The 22,233-nt window shown below is 66.7% G+C and carries 16 protein-coding genes, 1 tRNA gene and 1 pseudogene; 11 read left to right on the top strand and 7 right to left on the bottom strand.

Translation table 11 applies throughout. The annotated features are described in order from the left end of the window. The first annotated feature begins 16 nt into the window (after positions 1–16). The 7 genes and pseudogenes from QQS52_RS06530 (at position 17) to QQS52_RS06560 (ending at position 8,873) form a co-directional block, all read left to right on the top strand. Complete coding sequence (locus tag QQS52_RS06530; RefSeq protein WP_472773111.1) at positions 17–1,441, top strand: M1 family metallopeptidase; 1,425 nt, start codon at positions 17–19, stop codon at positions 1,439–1,441. 264 nt (positions 1,442–1,705) lie between these two features. After that, positions 1,706–3,280, top strand: coding sequence for an HNH endonuclease signature motif containing protein (locus tag QQS52_RS06535; RefSeq protein ID WP_472773112.1), 1,575 nt, complete (start codon positions 1,706–1,708; stop codon positions 3,278–3,280). A 213-nt stretch (positions 3,281–3,493) separates the two neighbouring features. Then, the gene (gene rfbB / locus QQS52_RS06540; RefSeq protein ID WP_472773182.1) at positions 3,494–4,492 is read left to right on the top strand and encodes a dTDP-glucose 4,6-dehydratase; all 999 of its coding nucleotides are present in this window, start codon (positions 3,494–3,496) and stop codon (positions 4,490–4,492) included. Positions 4,493–4,585: 93 nt separating this feature from the next. Continuing rightward, positions 4,586–5,956: a dTDP-4-dehydrorhamnose reductase gene (gene rfbD, locus QQS52_RS06545; protein WP_472773113.1), complete on the top strand. Its 1,371-nt coding sequence runs from the start codon at positions 4,586–4,588 to the stop codon at positions 5,954–5,956. 11 nt (positions 5,957–5,967) lie between these two features. Beyond that, positions 5,968–6,831, top strand: coding sequence for a glucose-1-phosphate thymidylyltransferase RfbA (gene rfbA / locus QQS52_RS06550; protein ID WP_472773114.1), 864 nt, complete (start codon positions 5,968–5,970; stop codon positions 6,829–6,831). Between the two features lie 131 nt (positions 6,832–6,962). Next, positions 6,963–7,844, top strand: a pseudogene (locus QQS52_RS06555) (DsbA family protein). A gap of 159 nt (positions 7,845–8,003) precedes the next feature. Continuing rightward, entirely contained in the window at positions 8,004–8,873 is an 870-nt protein-coding gene (locus QQS52_RS06560; protein WP_472773115.1) for a cytochrome c biogenesis CcdA family protein, read from the top strand. On the opposite strand, the gene QQS52_RS06565 is transcribed toward QQS52_RS06560, so the two are convergent. From QQS52_RS06565 to QQS52_RS06575, 3 genes are all read right to left on the bottom strand, one after another. Beyond that, the gene (locus tag QQS52_RS06565; protein WP_472773116.1) at positions 8,870–9,490 is read right to left on the bottom strand and encodes an MBL fold metallo-hydrolase; all 621 of its coding nucleotides are present in this window, start codon (positions 9,488–9,490) and stop codon (positions 8,870–8,872) included. The genes QQS52_RS06560 and QQS52_RS06565 overlap by 4 nt on opposite strands. 17 nt (positions 9,491–9,507) lie before the next feature. Beyond that, positions 9,508–10,614, bottom strand: coding sequence for an S-(hydroxymethyl)mycothiol dehydrogenase (locus tag QQS52_RS06570; RefSeq protein ID WP_472773117.1), 1,107 nt, complete (start codon positions 10,612–10,614; stop codon positions 9,508–9,510). Positions 10,615–10,769: 155 nt separating this feature from the next. After that, positions 10,770–11,606, bottom strand: a complete 837-nt coding sequence (locus tag QQS52_RS06575) for a GDSL-type esterase/lipase family protein (RefSeq protein WP_472773118.1) — start codon at positions 11,604–11,606, stop codon at positions 10,770–10,772. A 185-nt stretch (positions 11,607–11,791) separates the two neighbouring features. Here QQS52_RS06575 and QQS52_RS06580 point away from each other — a divergent pair, with 185 nt between their 5' ends. Then, a complete protein-coding gene (locus QQS52_RS06580) occupies positions 11,792–13,447 on the top strand; it encodes an AMP-binding protein (RefSeq protein ID WP_472773119.1) in 1,656 nt (551 codons plus the stop codon). A gap of 82 nt (positions 13,448–13,529) precedes the next feature. Here QQS52_RS06580 and QQS52_RS06585 read toward each other — a convergent pair. Then, positions 13,530–13,602, bottom strand: a tRNA-Thr gene (locus QQS52_RS06585). Positions 13,603–13,700: 98 nt separating this feature from the next. After that, positions 13,701–14,912: a DNA polymerase III subunit delta' gene (locus QQS52_RS06590; protein ID WP_472773120.1), complete on the bottom strand. Its 1,212-nt coding sequence runs from the start codon at positions 14,910–14,912 to the stop codon at positions 13,701–13,703. 45 nt (positions 14,913–14,957) lie between these two features. Here QQS52_RS06590 and QQS52_RS06595 point away from each other — a divergent pair, with 45 nt between their 5' ends. Next, a complete protein-coding gene (locus QQS52_RS06595; RefSeq protein ID WP_472773121.1) occupies positions 14,958–16,490 on the top strand; it encodes an adenylate/guanylate cyclase domain-containing protein in 1,533 nt (510 codons plus the stop codon). An 84-nt stretch (positions 16,491–16,574) separates the two neighbouring features. Further along, positions 16,575–17,879 carry a DUF418 domain-containing protein gene (locus QQS52_RS06600; RefSeq protein ID WP_472773122.1) on the top strand — a complete coding sequence of 435 codons (1,305 nt, stop codon included), beginning with the start codon at positions 16,575–16,577 and terminating at the stop codon, positions 17,877–17,879. Here QQS52_RS06600 and topA read toward each other — a convergent pair. Continuing rightward, complete coding sequence (topA, locus tag QQS52_RS06605; RefSeq protein WP_472773123.1) at positions 17,839–20,832, bottom strand: type I DNA topoisomerase; 2,994 nt, start codon at positions 20,830–20,832, stop codon at positions 17,839–17,841. The two genes, QQS52_RS06600 and topA, sit on opposite strands and share 41 nt — an antisense overlap. Before the next feature lie 379 nt (positions 20,833–21,211). On the opposite strand from topA, the gene QQS52_RS06610 reads away from it, so the two are divergent. After that, positions 21,212–21,841, top strand: coding sequence for a DedA family protein (locus tag QQS52_RS06610; RefSeq protein ID WP_472773124.1), 630 nt, complete (start codon positions 21,212–21,214; stop codon positions 21,839–21,841). Positions 21,842–21,927: 86 nt separating this feature from the next. On the opposite strand, the gene QQS52_RS06615 is transcribed toward QQS52_RS06610, so the two are convergent. After that, the gene (locus tag QQS52_RS06615; RefSeq protein ID WP_296202465.1) at positions 21,928–22,134 is read right to left on the bottom strand and encodes a cold-shock protein; all 207 of its coding nucleotides are present in this window, start codon (positions 22,132–22,134) and stop codon (positions 21,928–21,930) included. Between the last annotated feature and the right edge of the window lie 99 nt (positions 22,135–22,233).

Below are 22,233 nucleotides of genomic sequence, written 5' to 3' on the forward strand. Positions count from 1 at the left end.
AGAATTAGCATCTATCATGATGCTTTCTTCTACCGCCCTTTCTACTGTTTCTGGTTCTCCTGCTGGTTCTGGTGCTCTTGCGGGCTCTGGCGCTGTTGTTGGCGCAGGGTCTGCCTCTAACGCCACCCGGGACCCGTACACCAAGGTTGACTACAACCTGGGGTTTCGGGTGCGCCACTACCAGCTGGAGCTGGACTACAAGGTCGAGCCCAACCTGCTGTCTGCGCAGGCCACGTTAACCATCGAGGTAGGCGAGGAAGACCTGAACGCCCTGCAGCTCGACCTGGGCCCCGCGATGGCGGTACGCCGCGTCAGCTGTCCTGCGGGCCCAAGGGTGGCCCGCTTTAAGACCTCGGGCGGCAAGCTGCGAATTTCGTTCGCGGAGCCGGTGGCATCGGGAGCAGAAATCACGCTGGCAATCCGCTACGGCGGCAACCCGCGGCCCATCGCCAGCCCCTGGGGTGAAATCGGTTGGGAGGAGACCGAGTCCGGTTCCCTAGTCGCCAGCCAGCCCAACGGGGCGCCGAGCTGGTTCCCGTGCGACGACCACCCGAGTCAGAAGGCCACCTTCGACCTTGCCATCACGGCCGACAATCCCTTCACCGTCGTCGCCAACGGCACGCTGGTCAGCAAGACCACGGCGGGATCGTCACGGACGTTGTGGCACTACCGCATCGATAAGCCTATGGCTACCTACCTGGCGACGGTGCAGGTGGGCGAGTTCAGCGAGTTCCGCCTGGGCCCCAACGCCGTGGCCTACGCGCCGGCGAACCTGCGCGGACAGGTGGCTGAGGAATTCGGGCGCCAGCAGGAGATGCTCGATTTCCTGTCCGAGACCTTCGGGCCGTACCCCTTCCCCGACTACCGCGTGGTCGTCACCGAAGACCAGCTAGAAATCCCGCTGGAGGCGCAGGGCATTTCCATCTTTGGCTCCAACCACGTGCGCGGCGACCACGCCTTCGAACGGCTCATCTTCCACGAGCTTTCCCACCAGTGGTTCGGCAACGCGGTGGGCCTTAGCCGCTGGCAGGACATCTGGCTCAACGAGGGTTTCGCTTGCTACTGCGAGTGGCTCTGGGGCGAGCACGCCGGCCAGTCCGCGGCCCACGATGCCGCCCACTCCCACTACTCGGTCCTCTCCCGCAAGCCCCACGACCTCCTGCTGGCCGACCCCGGGACCCGCGACATGTTCGACGACCGCGTCTACAAGCGCGGCGCCCTGTTCATCCACTCCCTGCGGCGCCTGCTTGGCGATGCCACCTTCTTCCCCCTCGTCCGCTCCTACCTCGCCGATAACCTGCACGGAAACGTGGTTGCGCAGGACTTCTGGGAGGCTCTGACGGGGGCTGTTAAGGATGCTTCCGGAGTTTCTGTTGCGGACGTGGAGGGCCTCTGGAATCAGTGGCTGAAAGAGCGGGAGTTGCCCCGGTTCCCGAAGTAGTTGGCGCTGCTGGGGGCTGGTTGATTGGGCTTTGTACGGCTGGGGCTTTGGGTCGTGATTGGCTGGGCCTTAGTGGGCCGTGTTTGGCTGGGTTGGCTACATATTTTAGTTGCACCTTAAACTAAGCCAGCTCTGTCGAACAGGCGCTTTAACAAATTCGAACATATTTTCTTTTTTGCTGTTGACACGGGCTTTTTCTTCGATACACTTGAACGCGTAAGCGAATAAAGGTTCTACACGACGGTTCCTTAGGGGGTGACCGCCATGACTGACCAGCACGACGAAATCCTAGCAACACTCAAAGAAATCTCTGGCTCCATGGAGCGGTTACGCTCCCTGATGAAGAATCCCGAGGACCTGTCCTTTGGACGTCTTCACCGCGGCTTCGAAGCCTTCGAATACGCCTTCAACAACAAGACCGTCATCGATGGCGCCTTCGCCTTCCTCGCTGAACGCGAAGACGCTGGCCGCCAGGTCGGCTCATCCAAGGCCATCGACTACCTCATAGCGCGCCTCGGCCTGGATTTTGCCACCGCGCGCGATCGGCTCGAGACCGGCCGTGATCTGTTCAGCCCCCTCGACGAGGCCGCACCTACTCGGGAACCGACCCCCCTGCCCGACGATGTCCAGGCTGTCAGCGATGGGGAGCGCGCCCGCCAGCAGGCTGCCGACACGGAAGCGCAGCGCCGGGCACAGGCGGAAAAGGAAGCGGAGGAGCGTCGCCGCAAGCGCCTCCTGGAGGACGGCCAGACCACTAGCGCCAAGGTGCTCGCAATGATTGAATCGGAACTCAAGCACCTCAACCGGCACGCCACCCCGGGCCACAAGCAGCTGCGCGAGCAGGCTCTGGAGAAGGCAAAGGACACCTCGCTGCACACGCTGCGGGACTGGCTGCGCAAGCAGATTAAGAACGCCAACCTGGCCGCCCGTACCCCGGAAGGTACCAAGGACAAGGATGCCGCCTACAAGAAGCGCCGGCTAGCCCTATCCAACCCGGATGCCGACGGCGGCGTGCACGTCCGTGGCTACCTGGACCCTGCCACCGCCGCTCTCGTCAAGAGCGCTCTGGCGAACGCACGCAACGCAGACAACGCCGCTTTGAAGGAAAGCGGGCTGGACCAGGAGGACAAGCGCACCTTCCAGGAGCGCAACGTGGACCACCTGCGCTACATCTGCCGCCGTTACCTGTCCTCCAAGGACCAGTCCACGGGCGGCGCCGCGGGCCTTCTGGTCACCCTCACCATGGATGACCTTGAGAATATGACCGGCGAGAGCCGATTCCCGACGACCGCGGGAATCTCGGTCAGCCCGCTCGACCTTCTCCGGATGGGGCTCGCCGAGCACGACTTCCTCTGCGTCCTCGACCCCCACGGCTTCCCGCTCGAGTTGGCGCGCAACAAGCGCACGGCAAGCCTATGGCAAAAGATTGCCCTGGCCGCCTCCGAGCTGGTGTGCACCCACCCGGACTGCAATCGGGCCTGGGTTGACTGCGACGTCCACCACGTCATCGCCTGGGCTCTGGGAGGAGACACCGATATCTCCAACCTCACGCTCCGGTGCCGACGCCACCACGTGGACAACAACGACTTCCGGGATGGCGCCAACAACATGGGCCACGCCGACAGGTCCCCCGAGACCAGGCGTACCGGCCACCGGGCCGGGCCGGGACAACCGCTGCGGTTCAACGAATCGCCCGCGGCCCAGCAATCGTGCGGTCATAAGGTCCGCCACCGGGGTGTGCCACCCACTGGCACCAGTCTTGGACCCCGTGCCGGTTCCGCCTCGAGCGGCGAGGCTCCCCCGCCAGACCCGCACAGCCAGGCTCCGTTGTTTAGTTAAGATGTTGTCCCTGTTCACCCTCCCCTGCCAACGGCACGCCCGTGTGTCTTGGCGGGGATTCACGCGTGCCTGGGATCTTGGGGCTCTTGAGGCTTCTCGGGGCTGCCCGGGGCTGCCCGGCACTTTCCGGGGCAGCTTGGGTCTACTGGTCTGCTCGTGGTGGGAGATGGCGGTGGCAGGCTCCGAGGCAACCGCTGAAGTAGGATGGTGACCATTATGTCTACGTTGCTCGTGACCGGCGGGGCCGGCTTCATCGGTTCCAATTTCGTCCGGCTGACCCTAGCGGAAACCGACTACTCGGTGGTGATCCTCGACAAGCTGACCTACGCGGGAAACCGCGCCAACATCGCCGATCGGGAGGGCGACCGCTGCTCCTTCGTCCAGGGCGACATCACGGACGCGGAACTGGTCAACCAGCTCGTGCGGGACGTTGACGCGGTGGTCCACTTTGCGGCCGAATCCCATAACGACAACTCCCTGCGCGACCCGTCGCCATTCATCCAGACCAACCTGGTGGGTACTTTTACCCTGCTGGAGGCTGCCCGCGCCCGCGGGACCCGTTTCCACCACGTTTCTACCGACGAGGTCTTCGGCGATCTGGAGATTGGGGCCGACACGCGCTTTACGGAATCGACGGCGTATCAGCCATCGTCGCCGTACTCGGCATCGAAGGCGGGATCCGATCACCTGGTGCGCGCCTGGGCGCGGTCCTTCGGCCTGCCCGTGACGGTGTCGAACTGCTCGAACAATTACGGCCCCTACCAGCACATCGAGAAGTTCATCCCCCGCCAGATCACGAACATCCTGTCCGGCCTGCGCCCGAAGCTGTACGGCACCGGGGAGCAGGTGCGCGACTGGATCCACGTCGACGACCACAACCGGGCCGTGATCGACATCCTGGAACGCGGCCGGCTGGGCGAGACCTACAACATCGGCGCCGACCAACCCGACACCAGCAACCTGCAGGTCATGGAAACCATCTGCGAGTTGATGGGGGCCAACGGCTTCGACCACGTGGCGGACCGCCCCGGACACGACCAGCGCTACGCCATGGACGCGACCAAGCTGCGCACCGAACTGGGCTGGGCCCCGCGGTTCCCGGATCTGCGGGCCGGCTTGGAAGACACCATCGCGTGGTACGCCAACAACCGCGACTGGTGGGAGGCCAGCAAGCAGGACGTCGAGGCCGGCTACGCCCGGCAGGGACAGTAGGATCGGCCAGGGTCTAGCAACCAGGTCTAACAAGCAGACCTAACAACCAGACCCAAAACCAGACTTAACAACCAGGAACCACGGAAGGACAGAATGGACATTCGCACCACGGGCATCGAGGGGCTCCTCATTGTGGACTTGGACGTCCACGGGGATGACCGGGGCTGGTTCAAGGAGAACTGGCAGCGGGAGAAGATGGTGGCGGCCGGCCTCCCCGACTTCGCGCCGGTCCAAAACAACGTGTCCTTCAACGCGTCCGCCGGGGTGACCCGCGGCCTGCACGCCGAGCCCTGGGACAAGCTGGTCTCTGTCGCCTACGGCAAGGTCTTCGGGGCCTGGTGCGATCTGCGGGAAGGATCCGAGACCTACGGCGAGTTGGTCACCACCGAGATTGGCCCCGGCACGGCCGTCTTCGTCCCCCGCGGGGTGGCCAACGGCTTCCAGGCCCTGGAGCCGACCGCCTATTCCTACCTGGTCAACGATCACTGGTCCCCGGAGGCGTCTTACCCGGCCGTCAACCTCGACCTGGTGGACTGGCCGCTGGAGCCGACCGAGATCTCCGACAAGGACGCGGCCCACCCGCAACTTGCCGAGGCTACCCCGATGCCCCCGCGCAAGGTCCTGGTCACCGGCGCCGACGGGCAGCTCGGGCGCGCCCTCCAGCGGATCCTGCCCCACGCCGAGTTCGCCACCCGGGCCGATCTCGACATCACCGACCCCCACCTCGCCGAGGCCCGCCGCTGGCGCGACTATTCCGTGATCATCAACTGCGCCGCCTACAACAACGTCGACGGGGCCGAGCGCGATCGCGCGACCGCCTGGGCCGTCAACGCGCAGGCAGTGGCGCGGCTGGCCGGCATCGCTAGCGCCCACAACCTGACCCTGGTGCACGTCAGCAGCGACTATATCTTCGACGGCACCGAGAAGGTCCACTCCGAGCAGGAGGAAGTGAGCCCGCTGAGCGTGTATGGGGCATCGAAGGCGGCTGGCGATGCCGCCGCCCAGGCCACCGCCCGCCACTACGTGGTGCGCACCAGCTGGGTCTTCGGCGACGGCAACAACTTCGTCGCGGCCATGCGCGGCCTCGCCCTGCGCGGGGTGGAGCCCGAGGTGGTCGCCGATCAGCGCGGCCGCCCCACCTTCGCCGAGGACCTGGCCAAGGCCATCAAGCACCTGCTGGAGTCCGGGGCCGAGTACGGCGTCTACAACGTCACCAACACGGGTGACACCGTCGGGCGGGACGAGCTGGCGATGGCCACCTTCATCGGCATCGGACACGATCCGGCCGAGGTCCACCCGACCACCACCGATCACTTCGCCCAGCCCGGCGCGGCCCCGCGCCCGACCGAGTCGACCCTCGATCTGAGCAAGCTGGAGGCCACCGGCTTCCGGCCCCAGAACTGGCGGGCCGCCCTGGCCCTCTACCTGGCGTTGTACCCGGCCGCCGGGGAAGCGGAAAGCTAGACTTTTAAAGCATGAAAGGCATCATCCTGGCCGGCGGTTCCGGCACGCGGCTCTACCCCATCACCCAGGGGATCTCTAAGCAGCTCATGCCGATCTACGACAAGCCGATGGTCTACTACCCGCTGTCCACCCTGATCCAGGCGGGCATCCGGGAGATCCTCATCATCACCACCCCGGAAGATTCCGCCTCCTTCCAGCGCCTGTTAGGCGACGGATCCCAGCTGGGCCTCATGCTCTCCTACGCAGTCCAGCCCCGCCCCGAGGGCCTGGCGCAGGCCTTCATTATCGGCGAGGAGTTCATCGGCTGCGACGACGTCGCCCTCGTTTTGGGCGATAACATCTTCGACGGCCACGGCTTCAGCAGCGCACTGCCCGAATGCCGATCCCCGCACGGGGGCGTCATCTTCGCCTATGAGGTCTCCGATCCCCAGCGCTACGGCGTGGTCGAGTTCGCCCCCGACGGGCGGGCCATCAGCATCGAGGAGAAGCCGGATCACCCGAAGTCCAGCCACGCCGTCGTCGGCCTGTACTTCTACGACAACCAGGTCTGCGAGATCGCCCGGTCCATTCAGCCCTCGGCCCGCGGGGAGCTGGAAATCACCGCCGTCAACGAGGAATACCTACGCCGCGGGGAGCTCTCGGTCAAGCGCATGCGGCGCGGCGACGTATGGCTGGACACCGGCACCGTGGATTCGATGAGCGAGGCCTCCGCCTACGTCGAGGTCATCCAGAAGCGCACCGGCACCGTCCTGGGATCTCCCGAGGTAGCCGCCTTCCGCGAGGGCTTCATCGACCGGGAACAGCTGCTGCGCCTGGCCGTCGGCCTCGACAAGTCGGGCTACGGGGCCTACCTGCGCGCCGCGGCCGAGGACTAGCCGCACCGCACGACCCGGCACCGCGCCGCCCGGGCTAGACTGACCGGGACGCAGGTTTTTATTCACGCTGCATCTTGTCATGCTTGCAGCCCACGACTCTAGACGGAGGAGGCCCCGTGCCCGATAGCTCAATGTACGACCAACCTGTGGTGGGACAGAAGCGCCCCTCCGCCCTCCGCGACGTCCCCGCCGTCGTGTGGGTACTCACCGCCGTCATCGTGGTGCTGGCCGTCGTCATCGGCTTCCTGGTCGCCGACAGCAACGGCGCCGACGATGCCGCCAGTAGCGGGGCCGCCAGCCACAGCCAGCCAACAGGCGACCAATCAGACGGCCAATCAGGCGAGTCGGCCCAGGCCGCCCCAGCCACCCCGGCCGCCCCGGGCACCAACTTCGACGAATCCAACGGCGATCCCAAGCTGTACGGGCCTGCCGGCACCATCTCCTCCAACAAGGACATCGACAAGGTTCACCGCCGGGCCGACAACGATCCCTTCGCCCGCGGCGCCGTTGATGCCCCCGTGGTCATCTCCGAGTACTTCGACTTCGAGTGCCCCTTCTGCTCCCGCTTCCACAACCAGACCGCGCCCGCCCTCATCGCGGATTACGTCGATAAGGGCCTGGTGCGCATCGAGTGGAATGACTTCCCGGTCAACGGCCCCCACGCCATCGACGGGGCGAAGGCCAGCCGGGCTGCGGCCGCCCAGGGCAAGTTCGCGGAGTTCCAGAAGGCGGCCTTCGCCGCCAGCGCCGACGTGGACGGCCACCCCAACTTCGGCATGGAAGACTACGTGCGCTTCGCCGAGGAAGCCGGCATCGAGGACATCGAACGCTTCCGCTAGGAGGCCGGCGACGACACCTACACCCAGGTCGTCGAGGACGCCCGCGATTACGCGGCCAGCCTGGGCATCACCGGCACCCCCTCTTTCGTGGTGGGCAGCCAGTTCGTCTCCGGGGCCCAGCCCGAGGACGTCTTCCGCCAGGTCATCGAGGAGGAGCTGTCCCGGGATGCGTAAGGTCCACTGGCTCATCTGGGTGTTTATCGCCCTGCTGGCCTGCACCGGGTTTTTCTTTGGGCTCGGTCTCGGCAGCGCGCTGGGCGCTTAGACCCGCTGAGATCCGCTTAGATCAGCACAGATCCGCTTCAAATAGGAAGAAGGAGAAAGTCGCACCGCATGTTGGAAATTGGCCTGCTCGGTTCCCTCCTGGCCGGGGTCCTGTCCCTGCTGAGCCCGTGCTCTGCGCTGCTGCTGCCGGCCTTTTTCGCCTACGCCTTCCGGTCGGTGACCCAGCTGGTGGCCCGGACCGGGGTGTTTTTCTGCGGGCTGGCGGCCGTGCTGGTGCCGGTGGGTACGGGGCTGGGCGGCATCGGCGGCCTGTTTAACCAGCACCGCGAGGCAGTCATCACCGCCGGCGGGGCCGCCATGGTGGTCCTCGGGATCTTTATCGCCCTGGGCGGCGGCTTCACCATCCCGGGGCTGGGCAGGCTCAGCCAGCGGGTCCGCGGCGACGGCTACGTGAGCGTTTTCCTGCTGGGCTGTGTCTACGGCTTCGCCGGGTTCTGCGCCGGGCCCCTGCTGGGCGCGGTCCTCACCACGGCCGCCGTCAGCGGTTCCTTGGGCTACGGGGCGCTAACGATGCTCTCTTACGACCTCGGCATGACCATCCCCCTCTTCGTTCTGGCCGCCGCCTGGGATCGCTTCGATCTGGGCCGCCGGCCCTGGCTGCGCGGGCGCCCCCCTGCAGCTGGGGCCCATCCGCACCAATTCGCTGTCGGTCCTGGCCGGGGCCCTGTTCGTGGGCATCGGGGTGCTGTTTATCTTCTCCCACGGCACGATCCTGCTGCCCAGCCCGGTGGGCACCGAGGAGGCCTTCGCCGCGCAGGAATGGGTCGCACGCCTGGCCGACCACGTCCCCGACGCGTGGGTGGCCTGCGCCGTCAGCGGCCTAGCGGCCGCAGCGGTGGGCATCAAGGCCGCCCGCACCCCGGCCCCGGCCGGGTAAATCCCAGCCCGGCCTTCCCCGAAGCAGCTAGCGGCCCTTAGTAGCCGCGGCGCACGTACTCGTCGATGCGGTCGGCCTCAGCCCCGACCGTGGTGGCATCGCCGTGCCCGGGCAGCACCCGGGTCTCGGCCGGCAGGAAGAACACGACGTCGCGCAGGGACTCCACGATGACGTCGAAGTCGGAGTACTTGCGCCCCGTGGCCCCCGGCCCACCCGAGAAGAGGGTGTCGCCGGACAAAAGGGTCTCCTCGCCCGGCAGGTAGAGCACCACGCAGCCCGGGGAATGACCCGGCGTGTGCAGCACCCGGATCTCCTCGCCCTCGAGCAGGAAGCGCTGCCCGTCGTAGAGGTGGAGGTAGGGGGCGTTGCCGTTCGACTCCTGCCACAGCACGTCGTCGTTCGGGTGCAGGTAGACCGGGGCGTTGAAGCGGCGGGCCGCCCGCGGGGCCAGCTCGCAGTGGTCGTTGTGGGCGTGGGTGAGCAGGATGGCGCGCACCGCGCGGTCGCCGACCTGGTCGGCAATCGCGTCCAGATCATGGGAGGGGTCGACCACCACGACGGCGTCGCCGACCGACAGCACGTAGACGTTGTTGTCGACGTCCCAGCAGCCGCCGTCGAGGCAGAACTTGCCGGAAGTCACCAGGTTTTCAATCCGCATGTGTTTAGCCTCCTTGGTTACAGCTCGACGACCGAACGCAGGACCTTGCCCTCCTGCATGGTGCCGAAGGCGCGCTCGACGTCGTCCAGGGCGATCCGCTCGGAGACGAACTTGTCCAGGGGGAACTGGCCGTTGCGGTGCAGCGAGACGTAGGCCGGGAAGTCGCGCTCCGGCAGGCAGTCGCCGTACCAGGCCGGGTGGATGGACCCGCCCCGGCCGTAGAGATCGATGGCCGGCACGTCGACGTGGTCGGTCAGGTTGGGCACGCCCACCATGACCAGGCGGCCGGCGTGATCGCGGGAGTAGAAGGCCTGGCGCCAGGTGGGCTGGATGCCCACGGCATCGATAGCCACGTCGACGCCAAAGCCCTCAGTGAGCTCGCGGACGGCGTCGATGACCTCCTGCTCCTCCATGCCGGCGGAGCAGATGGTGTCGGTGGCACCGAATTCGCGGGCCACGTCCAGCTTGGACTGGTCCAGGTCGACCGCAATGATCTTGGCGGCCCCGGCCAGCTTGGCGCCGGCCACCGCCGCGGTGCCCACGCCGCCGCAGCCGAAGACGGCGACCGACTCGCCCAGCTGGACCTCGCCGGTATTAACGGCCGCGCCGAGGCCGGCCATGATGCCGCAGCCCAGCAGGCCGGCGGCGGCCGGATCCTCGTCCGGGTCAACCTTAGTGCACTGGCCTTCGTGAACTAGGGTCTTCTCGGCGAAGGCGCCGATGCCCAGGGCCGGGGTCAGCTCGGTGCCGTCCTCCAGGGTCATGGCCCGGGAGGCATTGAAGGTGTCGAAGCAGTACTTCGGCTCGCCCTTCTTGCAGGCCCGGCACTCGCCGCACACGGCGCGCCAATTCAGGACCACGAAGTCGCCCTCGGCGACGTGGGTGACGTCCTCGCCGACCGTCTCGACGATGCCGGCCGCCTCGTGCCCCAGCAGGAAGGGGTAGGCGTCTTCGATGTCGCCGTTGCGGTAGGCCAGGTCCGTGTGGCAGACGCCGCAGGCCTGGATCTTGACGACAACGTCATTCGGGCCCGGGGCCGGAATGACAATGTTGACCTTCTCGACTTCCGAGCCCTGAGAAGGGGCGATTACACCAGATACAATCTGTTCATTCTTCTCGCTCATACCCGCGAGCCTACCCATGTTTTCATTACCCGGCAGCTAATGAAAACAACCCCCGATTACCGTGGCAACCAGGGGTTTAAGAGCCCGTTCGTCCTCCTGGGAACGACCACAGAAGAACTGCCGCAGAAGAACGGGAGCAGAGAACTTGGGCGCGACTACGACGCCGCCAACACGTTCGCGATGTGCTCGTGGCCGCGGGCGTTGACGTGCAGCGGCAGGTTGCCGCCGCCCGCGTTGAAGTCCACCAGGCCGGCCCACTTGCGGTTGCCGTCCGATCCGCACATGCCGGCGCCGCGGGTGGACGGCTTCATGTCGATGAACTCGGTGCCGGTCGCGCGGGCCAGGTCGACCTGCATCCACTGGGCCTTGTTCTCAAAGTCGGCGACCTGCGGCAGCGGGGTGCGGTCCCAGGAGGAACCGGCGTGGATCAGGCAGTAGTGGATCCCGTCGCCGATGGTCGGGTAACCCACGATCTGGATGCGGGCGTTGGGAGCGGCGGCGCGGATGCGGTCGATGAGCGGGCGGTTGAAGCGGACGAACTTGTCCCGGACCTGGGTCTGGTTCAGGTTCGCGTTGTTGTAAGTGTCGTTGAAGCCGGTGGCGTAGACGACGCGCGCCGTCGACGGGTTCAGCGCCCCGCGGGCGATGGCGGTGTCGATCTGCGCGGAAATCTGCGGGCCCGGGGACATGGAGGCCGCCCCGGAGCAGGAGAAGTCACGCACCGGCAGGCCCAGCTTGGCGCCGGTGCGGGCCGCGTAGTTGTTGCCCTTCGGGCAGTCAACCCCCAGCGGGCGCTGGTCAAAGGCGCCGCCGATGCGGTCGCGCAGGTAGATCCCCATGTCCGGATCCGCCAGCACCGAGTCACCGAAGGCGACCAGGTTGCGCTCAGCGGCCTGGGCCTGCGGGGCGGGGGCGGCCAGCAGACCCGCCAACAAAGTAAAGACAGAAACAAAAAAGGCTAGAACAGGCTTTTTCAGTAGTTCGACAGACACGAGCTTCCTTTCTCCGCTACATTCCCCCACAAAAGTACACTATATTGACAGCCACAACGACCGGTACTTATCAATCGCTTCACACGCCCCCGGCATTACCAGTGGGTAGCGCCGGGCCACCCCCGCGGCGATATACCGGATGTCACCCCGTAGCTTTTAGACCCGTAGCTTTTAGATTGGTTTTTATGTCTTTGTCCTCGGCGGCCAACTCCCTGTCCTTCCATTCCCGGGCGCTCGCGCGGCTGGCTGCCAGCCTGGTGCGCACCGGCATCGTTAGCCCCGCCGGAGGGGTGCGCGCCGCCGCGGCCACCCCGGGAATCCTGGCCCGCTACCGCTTCACCACGGCCCGCGAGCTCGAGCAGGGCGCCCGCGCCTGCCCCGACCGGCTGGCGCTCATCGACGACGACGGCACCCTGACCTACCGCCAGCTGCGCGACCAGGCCCGCACCTTCGCCCGCCACCTACTCTCGCTCAACCTGGACGAGATCCGCCTGGGGGTGATGGCCCGCAACGGGCGCGGCATCATCATCCCGCTGGGCGCGAAGGGTCTGGCCGGTGGCAGCATCTTCCTGCTCAACATCGGATCCTCGGCCGAGCAGCTGGCCGGGGTCATCGCCGAGAACCGCATCAACGTCCTGGTCATGGACGACGAATTCGTCGATCGCCTGCCCGCCGGCGTCAATGAGACCACCCACGTCATCATCGCCCACGAGTCGGGGCAGGCGGACAAGGCGGGGCGCTGGCCGCGCCTGGCCGACATCGTCCGCCACCCGGAGCGCGTCGATCACCTACGCCTGCCCGTCCTGCCGCGCCACGGCCACATCGTGCTGATGTCCTCGGGCACCACGGGTATCCCGAAGGGCATCATCCGCAACGAGCCCACCCTACCGGTGGTGGTGGCCTCCATCATGTCGACCATGCCCTGGCGCGCCGATCAGCGCGTCCAGCTGACCGCCTCCATCTTCCACACCTGGGGCTGGGGCTGCCTGAACATCGCGCTGGCCGCCCGCAACACCATCGTCACCCGCCGCGTCTTCGATCCGGTCGCCTGCCTGCGCGACATCCAGCGCTACCGCCTCGACGGGCTACTGTCCTCCCCCGTGTTCTACCTGCGCATGGTCGAGGCCGACCCCGACGGCGCTTACGATGCTTCCTCGCTGCGCTTCATCGCCTCCTCCGGGCACGCCCTGAGCCCGTCCATCGTGCAGCGGACCATCGACCGCTTCGGACCCATCCTGTGCAACATCTACGGTTCCACCGAGCTGGCCCTAGCCGCCACCGCCACCGCCGAACAGATCGCCGCCGATCCCACCATCGGCGGCCAGGTCGCCTCCGGCACCCGCCTGCGCATCCTGGACCGCGACGGCCACGAGGTCCCCCGCGGCGAGGTGGGCGAAATCTACCTGACCAACTCGACCGCCCTGATCGGCTACACCAACCCCACCATCCAGTCCAAGCGGGCCCAGGGGCTCATCTCCATCGGGGACTTGGGGCGCATCGATGCCGACGGCAACCTGCACGTGGTCGGCCGCGCCGACGATATGATCATCGTAGGCGGCGAGAACGTCCACCCCCAGTCCGTCACCGAGGTCCTCGAGACCATGGACGGCATCCGCGAGCTGCATTCCGCCGGCGTCGACGATCCGGAGACCTTCGCCCGCGTGGCCGTCTGGGTGGTGCCGGAGGACTCCCCCGCCGGCAAAGAACTGACCGCCGACAAGATCCGCGAGTTCGTGCGCGCCAACCTGGCCGATCACTCCGTGCCCCGCGACGTCCACTTCCTGGACCTGCTGCCGCGCAACGCCACCGGCAAAGTCGTGCCCCGCCAGCTACCGCGCTAGTTAGGGCTAGGCAGGGCCCGCCGCATGCGAAAACCCGCCGGCCTCTTGGGAAACCCAGGAAGGTGGCGGGTCGTTTCACGAGAGCCGCTTGCGAGAATCGAACTCGCGACCTTTTCATTACGAGTGAAACGCTCTACCGACTGAGCTAAAGCGGCCTGCTGCTGATGCTAAAACCAGCCGGTACTAAAGTAGTACCGTGCAGCACCGCAAAGTTTAACCTAGCCGGTAGCCAATCGAGAAATCAGGTCGAGGATCAGGCCCCGCAGGCGCGCCGCAGGCGGCCGACCAGCCCGTCGAAGGCGGTGCCGGGGGCGACGTTGACGGCGATGTGGTTGCGGCAGGTCACGATCGCCTCCTGGCAGGCGACCAGCCCCTCTTCGCCGACGCGCTGGGCCAGCTCCTGGGCCAGGCCGGAAAAGTCCGGGTGGGTCATCCCCACGTCGGCGCCCACCCGCAGCATGAGCGCGTCGCGGTAGATGCCGGCCAGATCCACCAGCGCCAGGTCCAGCAGGTCCCGCACCCGGCGGGTGGCCCGCTTCTTCTGGATCTTTTCCAGATCCTTGACCGCCGATCGCACGTCGCGCTGGGCCTTGGCCGCCCCCCTGCCCTTGCCGCCTGCCCCGTAGGCCTTTTCCAGGTCGGCCTTTTCCCTCTCGTCGACCTCCGCGCCGGCCTCCTTGGATTCCTTCTCGATGGCCTTGATTAAAGCGCCGGCCGCCTGAAAGCCCTGGGCGCCCTGGAAGACCTCCTCGGCCAGGTTGATGGACTGGGCGCGGCGCCGCTGGACCGTGGGATCGGTGACCAGGCGCCGGGCCCGGCCCACGTGCCGCAGGGAAGTCACGGCGGCCAGCCGGGCATCGGACTCGCCGGCGCCTTCGGCCACCAGCTGGCTCACAATAGCCTCCGTCGACGGCGCCGGGATGTAGAGGTGCCGGCAGCGAGACCGCAGGGTTTGCGAGAAGTCCTCCGGGTCCGCCGAGGGGGCCAGCATCACGATGACCGTGCTGGCCGTGGGCTCCTCGACCGTCTTGAGCAGGGCGTTGGCCGCCCCGTCGGTGAGCCGGTCGGCGTTTTCGAAGATGATGACCCGCCAGCGCGCCACCGTCGGGCGCGAGGCCGCCTGGCCGATGATGTCGCGGACCGTGTCCACCGCGATCGATAGCTCCTGGGGGCGCAGGTAGACCAAGTCGGTGTGCCGGCCCTCCTCGAGGATGCCCCGGCAGGACGCGCACTCCCCGCAGCCAAGCGCGTCGCGGCGTTCGCACATCAGCGCCGCGGCGAAGGCGAGCGCCGCCTGGGAACGGCCGGCCCCGGGCGGGCCCGTGAACAGCCAGGAATGACTCATCGCGCGGGGGTCTGCACCGCTTAAGCCCCGGGCCCCGGCCGCCGCCCGGAGGATGGTGTCTCGGACCGCGGGGGTGTCGGCCAACCGCTGTGCCACATCTGGAGTACTCACTCGCCCCATCCTACTAACCCACAGTGCGGCGGCGAGCGGTTAGAGTATTAAGACATGAGCTCTACTGTGCGGAGACTGCGATGGCTGCTGGAGACCCAGTGGCCGATCTATGCCGCCGTCGTCCTCGGGGCCAACATCATCGGGGCCGTGGCCATCATGATGTTCGTCGCGGTATTCCTGCCTATGCCGGAGATCGCCGAATTCAAAGAGAGCGTACCGGGCCTGGCCTGGATCGGCGTGCTCTACGTGGGCTTCGCGGTCATCGTCGGCATCGCCGTGACCCTCCTGCTGTTTAGGCCGGTACTGGACTGGCAGCGCAACCCGGACGCGCACGATCCGAACATGGTGCGCAACCTGGTGCTGCGCATCCCCGTCTACCAGGCCGGGGTGGCGGCCGTGGTCTGGGCCATCGGCATCGTCATCTCGGTGATTCTGACCGGTTCCGTCGACGGCCGCCTGGGCCTGGTGGTGGGGCTGTCCACCATCCTGGCCGGCATGGTCGTGGTCCTGCTGACCTACCTGCAGGCCGAGCGCCTGGTCCGCCCCGTCGCCGCCAACGCCCTGGCCCGCCGCTTCGAGGACTCCTCCCTGGAGCCGCCCATCAAGACCCGCCTGACCGCCTCCTGGGCAATGACGGCGGGCGTGCCCATGCTGGGCATCGTCCTGCTCCTGCTGGGGCAGCGCTCCGGCTTTTTCACTTCCGATGCCGACGACCTCATCCCCGCCATCCTGGTCCTGGCGATCACGGCGATGGGCACCGGTTTCATCGGCACCTCCTTCGCCATCATGAGCGTAGTCGATCCCATCCTGGAGCTCCAGGATGCCATCAACCGGGTGCGCCGCGGCGAGCAAAACGTCGAGGTAGACATCTACGACGGATCCGAGCTGGGCGTGCTGCAGGCCGGCTTTAACGAGATGATGAAGGGCCTGCGCGAGCGCCAGCGGGTGCGCGACATCTTCGGCCAGTACGTCGGCACCGAGGTCGCCCAGCGCGCCCTGGAGGAAAGCCCGGAGCTAGGCGGCGAGGACCGCAAGGTCGCCGTGCTGTTCATCGACGTCATCGGGTCGACCACCTTCGCGGTCAACCACACCCCGGAGAAGGTCGTCGAGGAGCTCAACAAGTTCTTCGAGCACGTCGTAACGGTGGTGCACAACAACCACGGCATCATCAACAAGTTCCAGGGCGACGCGGCCCTGGCGGTCTTCGGCGCCCCCATCAACGTCAACGACTCGACCTCGATGGCCCTGCAGGCGGCCCGCGAGCTGCGCCAGGAGCTGCGCAACCTGGAGCTGCAGGCCGGCATCGGGGTGGCCGCCGGGCACGTGGTGGCCGGCCACATCGGCGGCGCCGATCGCTTCGAGTACACCGTCATCGGCGACGCCGTCAACGAGGCCGCCCGCCTGACCGAGCTGGCCAAGGACACCCCGGGCCGCGTGCTGACCAATGCCTCGACTCTGCGCACCGCCAACGAGGCGGAGCAGGCCCGCTGGACCTTCATGAAGTCCATCGAGCTGCGGGGGCGCCGCCGCATGACCCAGCTGGCCCGGCCCATCCGCGCCACCCTGGCCGACCGCGCCGAGCAGTAACAGCGGACCACAACGCCGGCCGGGGGCAACAGTGCCGGCCGGCGTTGCCTGCGCGGCCGGGGGCGTTAGGTTATCTTATTAGGCATGACTCAACCGACTCATAGGCCCCGCATGGTCGTGCCCGATATCGCCCGCGGGCTGGCCCTGCTGGGAATCTGTATCGCTAACATGTCCACGGCCTGGCTGGCCCACGGGACCGGGCCGGCGGGGATGTTCGGCGGCATCGCCGGCGACAGCACGGCCGATAAGGCCGCGGCGCTGTTTTCCGCAATGTTCGCCCACGACCGCGGGCTGCCGATGTTTTCCACCCTGCTGGGCTTCGGGGTAGGCCTTATCACCATGAGCCTGTGGCGCCGCACCTTCCCGCTGCCAGCCACCCGGGCTGTTATCGCCAAGCGCTACGGCCTCTTGGCCGCCTTCGGGCTGGCCCACGGCATCTTCCTCTTCAGCGGCGACATCATGATGTTCTACGGCCTGTGCGGCGTCCTCATCGCCTGCCTACTGTCCCTGACCGACAAGGCCCTGCTGCGCATCGCCTACAGCCTGCTCGGGATGGTCAGCGTCGCCGGGGCAGCGATCGCCGCCCTGGTGGCCTGGTTGCGCGACGATTTTGCCGGCGCCGATCCCCTCAGCGCGGGCACCACCGAGCCGCCCGAGACCTTCCTCGGCATGCTGGGCGAGAACTTCATCGTGATGCTGGGCCAGCTGGCCGGATCCCCGCTGTTTATGCTGATGTACCTGCCGGTGATGCTGGTCGGCTTCGTCTGGGCCCGCCGGGGCGTGCTCGCCGACGTCGACGGCCACCGCGGCACCCTGCTGGCCTGGACCGGCATCGCCGCCGCCGTCGTTGCGCTCATCGGCCTGCCCTGGGGGCTGTGCGCCATCGGGGTGCTGCCCGACAACCTCACCCCGGTCTTCGCGGCCCTCAACTTCACCGTCGGCATCCTGAGCGGGCCGGGCATCCTCGCCGCGGTCGCGCTCGTGCTCAACCCGGTGCAAAAGGCCGTGACCGCCGGCTCGGCGATGCCGTGGTGGCTGTGGCCGTTCAGCGCCCTGGGCAAGCGCTCGATGAGCGGCTACGTCCTGCAGTCCGTCATCCTGCTGGCCCTAGTCTTCCCGTTTACCGCCGGTATCGGCGCCGACTTTAGCGCCGCCCAAATGCTGGGCCTGGCCTTTGTCACCTGGGCCATCACCGTGGTGCTGGCCTGCCTCATGGAGGCGCTGGGCGCCCCCGGCCCGCTGGAATGGGCCCACCGGCGCCTGGCCTACGGGCCGACCCGGCGGGCCGAGCTGCCGGCCAAGTACCGCACGCCGCAGGCGCCCGGCACATCTGACGCGGCCAACGCTCCTACTTCGTCCGGCGCGAACCCGCCTTCACCACGTTCTTAGTGCCCGGCGACGGCTTCTTGGCTGTCTTCTTCGTCGACTTCTTGCCCGCCTTCTTCGTGGACTTTTTGGCCGTCTTTTTCGTCGACTTTTTAGTCGACTTCTTGCTGGCTTTGGAGCCGCCGTTGGCGGCCTCCTTGGCGCGGCGCTCCGAGAGCAGCTCGTTGGCGCGCGCGTCGGTCATGGCCTCGGGCTTATCGCCCTTGCGCAGGGAGGCGTTGGTGGTCCCGTCGGTGACGTAGGGGCCGAAGCGGCCGTCCTTGACCGTCATCGGTTTGCCGGAGACATCGTTGTCGCCCAGCTGCTTCAGCGGCGGCTGCGCGGCCTGGCGGCCCCGGCGCTTCGGCTCCGCGTAGATGCGGCGGGCCTCGTCCAGGGTGATGCTGAAGATCTGCTCCTCGTTGGCCAGCGACCTAGAGTCCGTCCCCTTCTTCAGGTACGGGCCGTAGCGGCCGTTCTGGGCCGTGATGACCTCCCCGTCGGACGGGTCCACGCCCACCTCGCGGGGCAGGGAGAGCAGCCTGAGGGCCTCGTCCAGGGTGACCTCGGACGGCTCCATCGAGCTAAACAGCGAGGCCGTGCCCGGCTTCAGCTTCTCATCGATGTACTGGGCGACCCGCTTTTCCTTCTGCTTGGCCGCGGTCTTGGTCTCCCAGTTCTTGGCGCGCTTGCCCTCGGCCGCACGCTGCGCGTCCTCCTCGGCGCGCTCCTTGGCCACGACCTCCTCGGCCTCCGCCTCCGCGGTGGCACGCTCGTCGTCGCGGACCACCTCGGTCACGTACGGGCCGAAGCGGCCCTCCTTCGCCACCACCGTGCGGCCGTTGGCCGGATTCTCGCCCAGCTCGCGGCCGCCCTGCGGGGTGGCGAACAACTTCTCGGCCAGCTGCTCGGTCAGCTCGTCCGGGGTGGTGGTCTCCGAAAGGTTGGCGCGCTGGTAGACCGGCTCCCCGGTCTCGGAGTCGCGGCCGATGACGCGCTCGATGTACGGGCCGTAGCGACCCACGCGGACCACCACGCCCCGACCCTCGGAGTCAGTGTACAGCTTCAGGGAGTTGACCTGGCGGGCATCGATCTGCTCCAGGTTGACGTCGATGAGCGACTTCAGGCCGCCGTGGCGCGCCACCGATGCCGCCTTCTGCTGGCCCACCTGCGCGTTGCCGAAGTAGAAATCCTTCAGCCACTGGGTGCGGTCTTGGTTGCCGGCCGCGATGGCGTCCAGCTCGTCCTCCATCGAGGAGGTGAAGTCGTAGTCCACCAGCTCGGTGAAGTTGTTCTCCAGCAGCCCAGTGACCGCAAACGCCACCCAGCTGGGCACCAGGGCGTTGCCGCGGGAGACCACGTAGCCGCGGTCCTGGATGGTCTTGATGATGGACGCGTACGTCGACGGGCGGCCGATGCCCAGGTCTTCCATCTTCTTGACCAGGCTGGCCTCGGTGTAGCGAGCCGGCGGGTTGGTCGAGTGCCCCTCGGCTTTGAGATCGGCGATGGTCAGGCCCTGCCCCTCGCGCAGCTGGGGCAGGCGCTTGCTGGCGTCGTCCTTGTCATTCTTGCCGCTCTTGCCCGGGTTGCTCGGGTCCTCGTAGGCCTTCAGGAAGCCGGGGAAGGTGATCGTGCGGCCGGTAGCGGTGAAGTCCACCTCGTTGCCGGTGGCGGCCGTGCCGGCCACCGTGACCTTCATGGAGGTTCCCTTGGCGTCCTCCATCTGGCAGGCGACGGTGCGCTTCCAGATGAGGTCGTAAAGGCGGAACTCCTCAGCGTCCAGCTGGCCGGACAGCTGCCCCGGGGTGGCGAAGGACTCGCCAGCCGGGCGGATGGCCTCGTGGGCCTCCTGGGAGTTTTTGACCTTGCGGTCGTAAACGCGCGGGGAGCTGGCGACGTACTCCTGGCCGTAGATACTGGTCGCGGCGTTACGGGCCGCAGCCAGCCCCTGCTTGGACAGCGAGGTGGAGTCGGTACGCATATAGGTGATGTGACCGTTTTCGTAGAGGCGCTGCGCAATGCGCATGGTGCGCTCCGAGGTAAAGTGCAGGCGCCGGCCCGCCTCCTGCTGCAGGGTCGAGGTCATAAACGGCGGGTAGGGCTTGCGGGTATAGGGCTTGTGCTCCACGCTGGCCACGCTCACCGACTGGCCGTTCAGCCCGTCAGCTAGGGCCTCGGCCTGCTCCTGGCCTAGCACCACGACGTCGTCGTTCTTGACGCGCCCGCGGTCGTCGAAGTCGCGGCCGACGGCCACACGCTGGCCATCGACGGCCGCCAGGCGGGCGGAGAAGGTCCGCGGCTCCTCGGATCCGGTGTTACCGGTGTCCAGGTCGGCGGCTAGGTCCCAGTAGTCGGCGGCGATGAACGCCATGCGCTCGCGCTCGCGCTCGACGATGACGCGGGTGGCCACCGACTGCACGCGGCCGGCCGACAGGCGCGGCATGACCTTCTTCCACAGCACCGGGGAGACCTCGTAGCCGTAAAGGCGGTCCAGAATGCGTCGGGTCTCCTGGGCATCGATGAGGTTCTCGTCCAGCTCACGAGTGTTTTCGGCCGCCTCCAGGATGGCAGACTTGGTGATTTCGTTGAAGACCATGCGACGCACCGGCACCTTGGGCTTGAGCACCTCGAGCAGGTGCCAGGCGATGGCCTCGCCCTCGCGGTCGGGGTCTGTTGCGAGGAAGAGCTGATCGCACTGCTTCAGCTTGGCTTTGAGGTCCGCGACCTTTTTCTTCTTGTCAGCGCTGATCACGTACAGCGGCGTGAAGTCGTCCTCCGGGTTCACACCCAAGCGCGCCCAGGACTCCTTCTTGAATTTCGCCGGTACGTCTGTCGCCCCGCGGGGAAGATCCCGGATGTGGCCAACCGAGGCTTCGACTATGTAGTCGTCGCCCAAATACGGCTGGATCTTTTTCGCCTTGGTCGCCGACTCTACGATGACCAGGGTCTTGCCCGACGTGTCGGAAGCTTCTGCCACTTCGACTTCATCCCTTTCGAGGCTTTCTCACACGAGACTTACGCTGTCCGCCCCGCCCGGCGCGCCGCACGTTTTTAGCTTCCGAGCTTTCGCGCGCCGCACCCAGGCAAGGCCAAGTTGCCCCTAGCCTACACAGAGCCAAAACCGGCTACACAGTAATACAGTATTCAATGGGGCCACTTCCGAACTGTTTATCACTTGTCTAGCCCCGAAACCAACATTTACCGCCCCAACAGGGGCGTACCCCATGGGGTATAGCGTTGGCCGGTGGTGGGTGTATCCTGCACTATTGAACTTGTTAACCGCGGACTCTGCCGAGCGCTGACCCTTGTCACGCCACTGCGCGCAGCCCGACAGCAAAAAGGAGGTGGCCTGCCTCATGGTGGACTCAATCCTGCAGGTCATCGAGTCGATTATGGCCACCGACTGGGTCTACCCGGTCATCGGCTGCCTCATCTTCCTCGACTGCTTCTTTCCCGTTCTGCCGTCTGAAATCCCCCTGAACCTGGTGGGGGCCTGGGCCGGCAGCCAAGGGGTCCCGTCCGTGAGCGTGATGTTTTTCACGGCCCTGTTCGCCGCCATCCTGGGCGATAACTTGTGTTTCTTGCTGGGCACCCGCTTTATGCCCTACCTGCAGCGTCTGCGCCGCGGGTCCAAGGCCTACGAGGGCCTACTGTGGGTCAAGCGCCACATGCGGCGCAGCGGCGGGGCCGCCATCATCATCGCCCGCTTCATCCCCTCGGCGCGCCTGTTCATGACCATCCTGCTGGGATCGGTGCGCTACCCGTGGCCGCTGTTTTTCTTCTTCGACAGCATCGGCGTGGCCATCTGGGCCTTCCAGGCCCTAGCCATCGGCTACCTGGGCGGCATGGCCTTTTCGGATTCTCCCCTGGCGGCCATGCTGGTCAGCATCGTGGCCGCGGTGGTCATCGGTTTCGCCATCCAGTGGCTACAAAACCGGATCTTGGACTGGAAGGACACCCGCAACGGCTACGCGGAGACCCCCTGACTCTCCCCTGCCCGGCGCATGAAAAAAGCTTTCGCCCCACACCTTGAATACCAGGTAGCGAGGGCGAAAGCGTGCGGCTTAGTGCCTTAGGAGATGACGGTAACGCCCTGGGCCTGCGGGCCCTTGGCGCCTTCGCCGACCTCGAAGGAGACCTTCTGGTTCTCCTCCAGGGTGCGGAAGCCGCCGCCCTGGATCTCGGAGTAGTGCACGAAGACGTCTGCGGATCCATCCTCCGGAGCGATGAAGCCGTAGCCCTTTTCAGCGTTAAACCACTTGACGGTTCCCTGTGCCATTATGTACCTCTTTCGGCGTGTGTAGGGATGTGTTGAACATTTTCAAAAAGTGGTCGAGGCGTCGAACCTCTCGGCTGGTTAAGCCAGAAAGTGCCCGCG

This window comes from Corynebacterium sp. 1103A (assembly GCF_055700955.1).

Coding starts and splice junctions, on each gene's coding strand:
- QQS52_RS06530 (WP_472773111.1), top strand. CDS start 17: ATGATGCTTTCTTCTACCGCCCTTTCTACTGTTTCTGGTTCTCCTGCT.
- QQS52_RS06535 (WP_472773112.1), top strand. CDS start 1,706: ATGACTGACCAGCACGACGAAATCCTAGCAACACTCAAAGAAATCTCT.
- rfbD (WP_472773113.1), top strand. CDS start 4,586: ATGGACATTCGCACCACGGGCATCGAGGGGCTCCTCATTGTGGACTTG.
- rfbA (WP_472773114.1), top strand. CDS start 5,968: ATGAAAGGCATCATCCTGGCCGGCGGTTCCGGCACGCGGCTCTACCCC.
- QQS52_RS06560 (WP_472773115.1), top strand. CDS start 8,004: ATGTTGGAAATTGGCCTGCTCGGTTCCCTCCTGGCCGGGGTCCTGTCC.
- QQS52_RS06565 (WP_472773116.1), bottom strand. CDS start 9,490: ATGCGGATTGAAAACCTGGTGACTTCCGGCAAGTTCTGCCTCGACGGC.
- QQS52_RS06570 (WP_472773117.1), bottom strand. CDS start 10,614: ATGAGCGAGAAGAATGAACAGATTGTATCTGGTGTAATCGCCCCTTCT.
- QQS52_RS06580 (WP_472773119.1), top strand. CDS start 11,792: ATGTCTTTGTCCTCGGCGGCCAACTCCCTGTCCTTCCATTCCCGGGCG.
- QQS52_RS06590 (WP_472773120.1), bottom strand. CDS start 14,912: ATGGGGCGAGTGAGTACTCCAGATGTGGCACAGCGGTTGGCCGACACC.
- QQS52_RS06595 (WP_472773121.1), top strand. CDS start 14,958: ATGAGCTCTACTGTGCGGAGACTGCGATGGCTGCTGGAGACCCAGTGG.
- QQS52_RS06600 (WP_472773122.1), top strand. CDS start 16,575: ATGACTCAACCGACTCATAGGCCCCGCATGGTCGTGCCCGATATCGCC.
- QQS52_RS06610 (WP_472773124.1), top strand. CDS start 21,212: ATGGTGGACTCAATCCTGCAGGTCATCGAGTCGATTATGGCCACCGAC.
- QQS52_RS06615 (WP_296202465.1), bottom strand. CDS start 22,134: ATGGCACAGGGAACCGTCAAGTGGTTTAACGCTGAAAAGGGCTACGGC.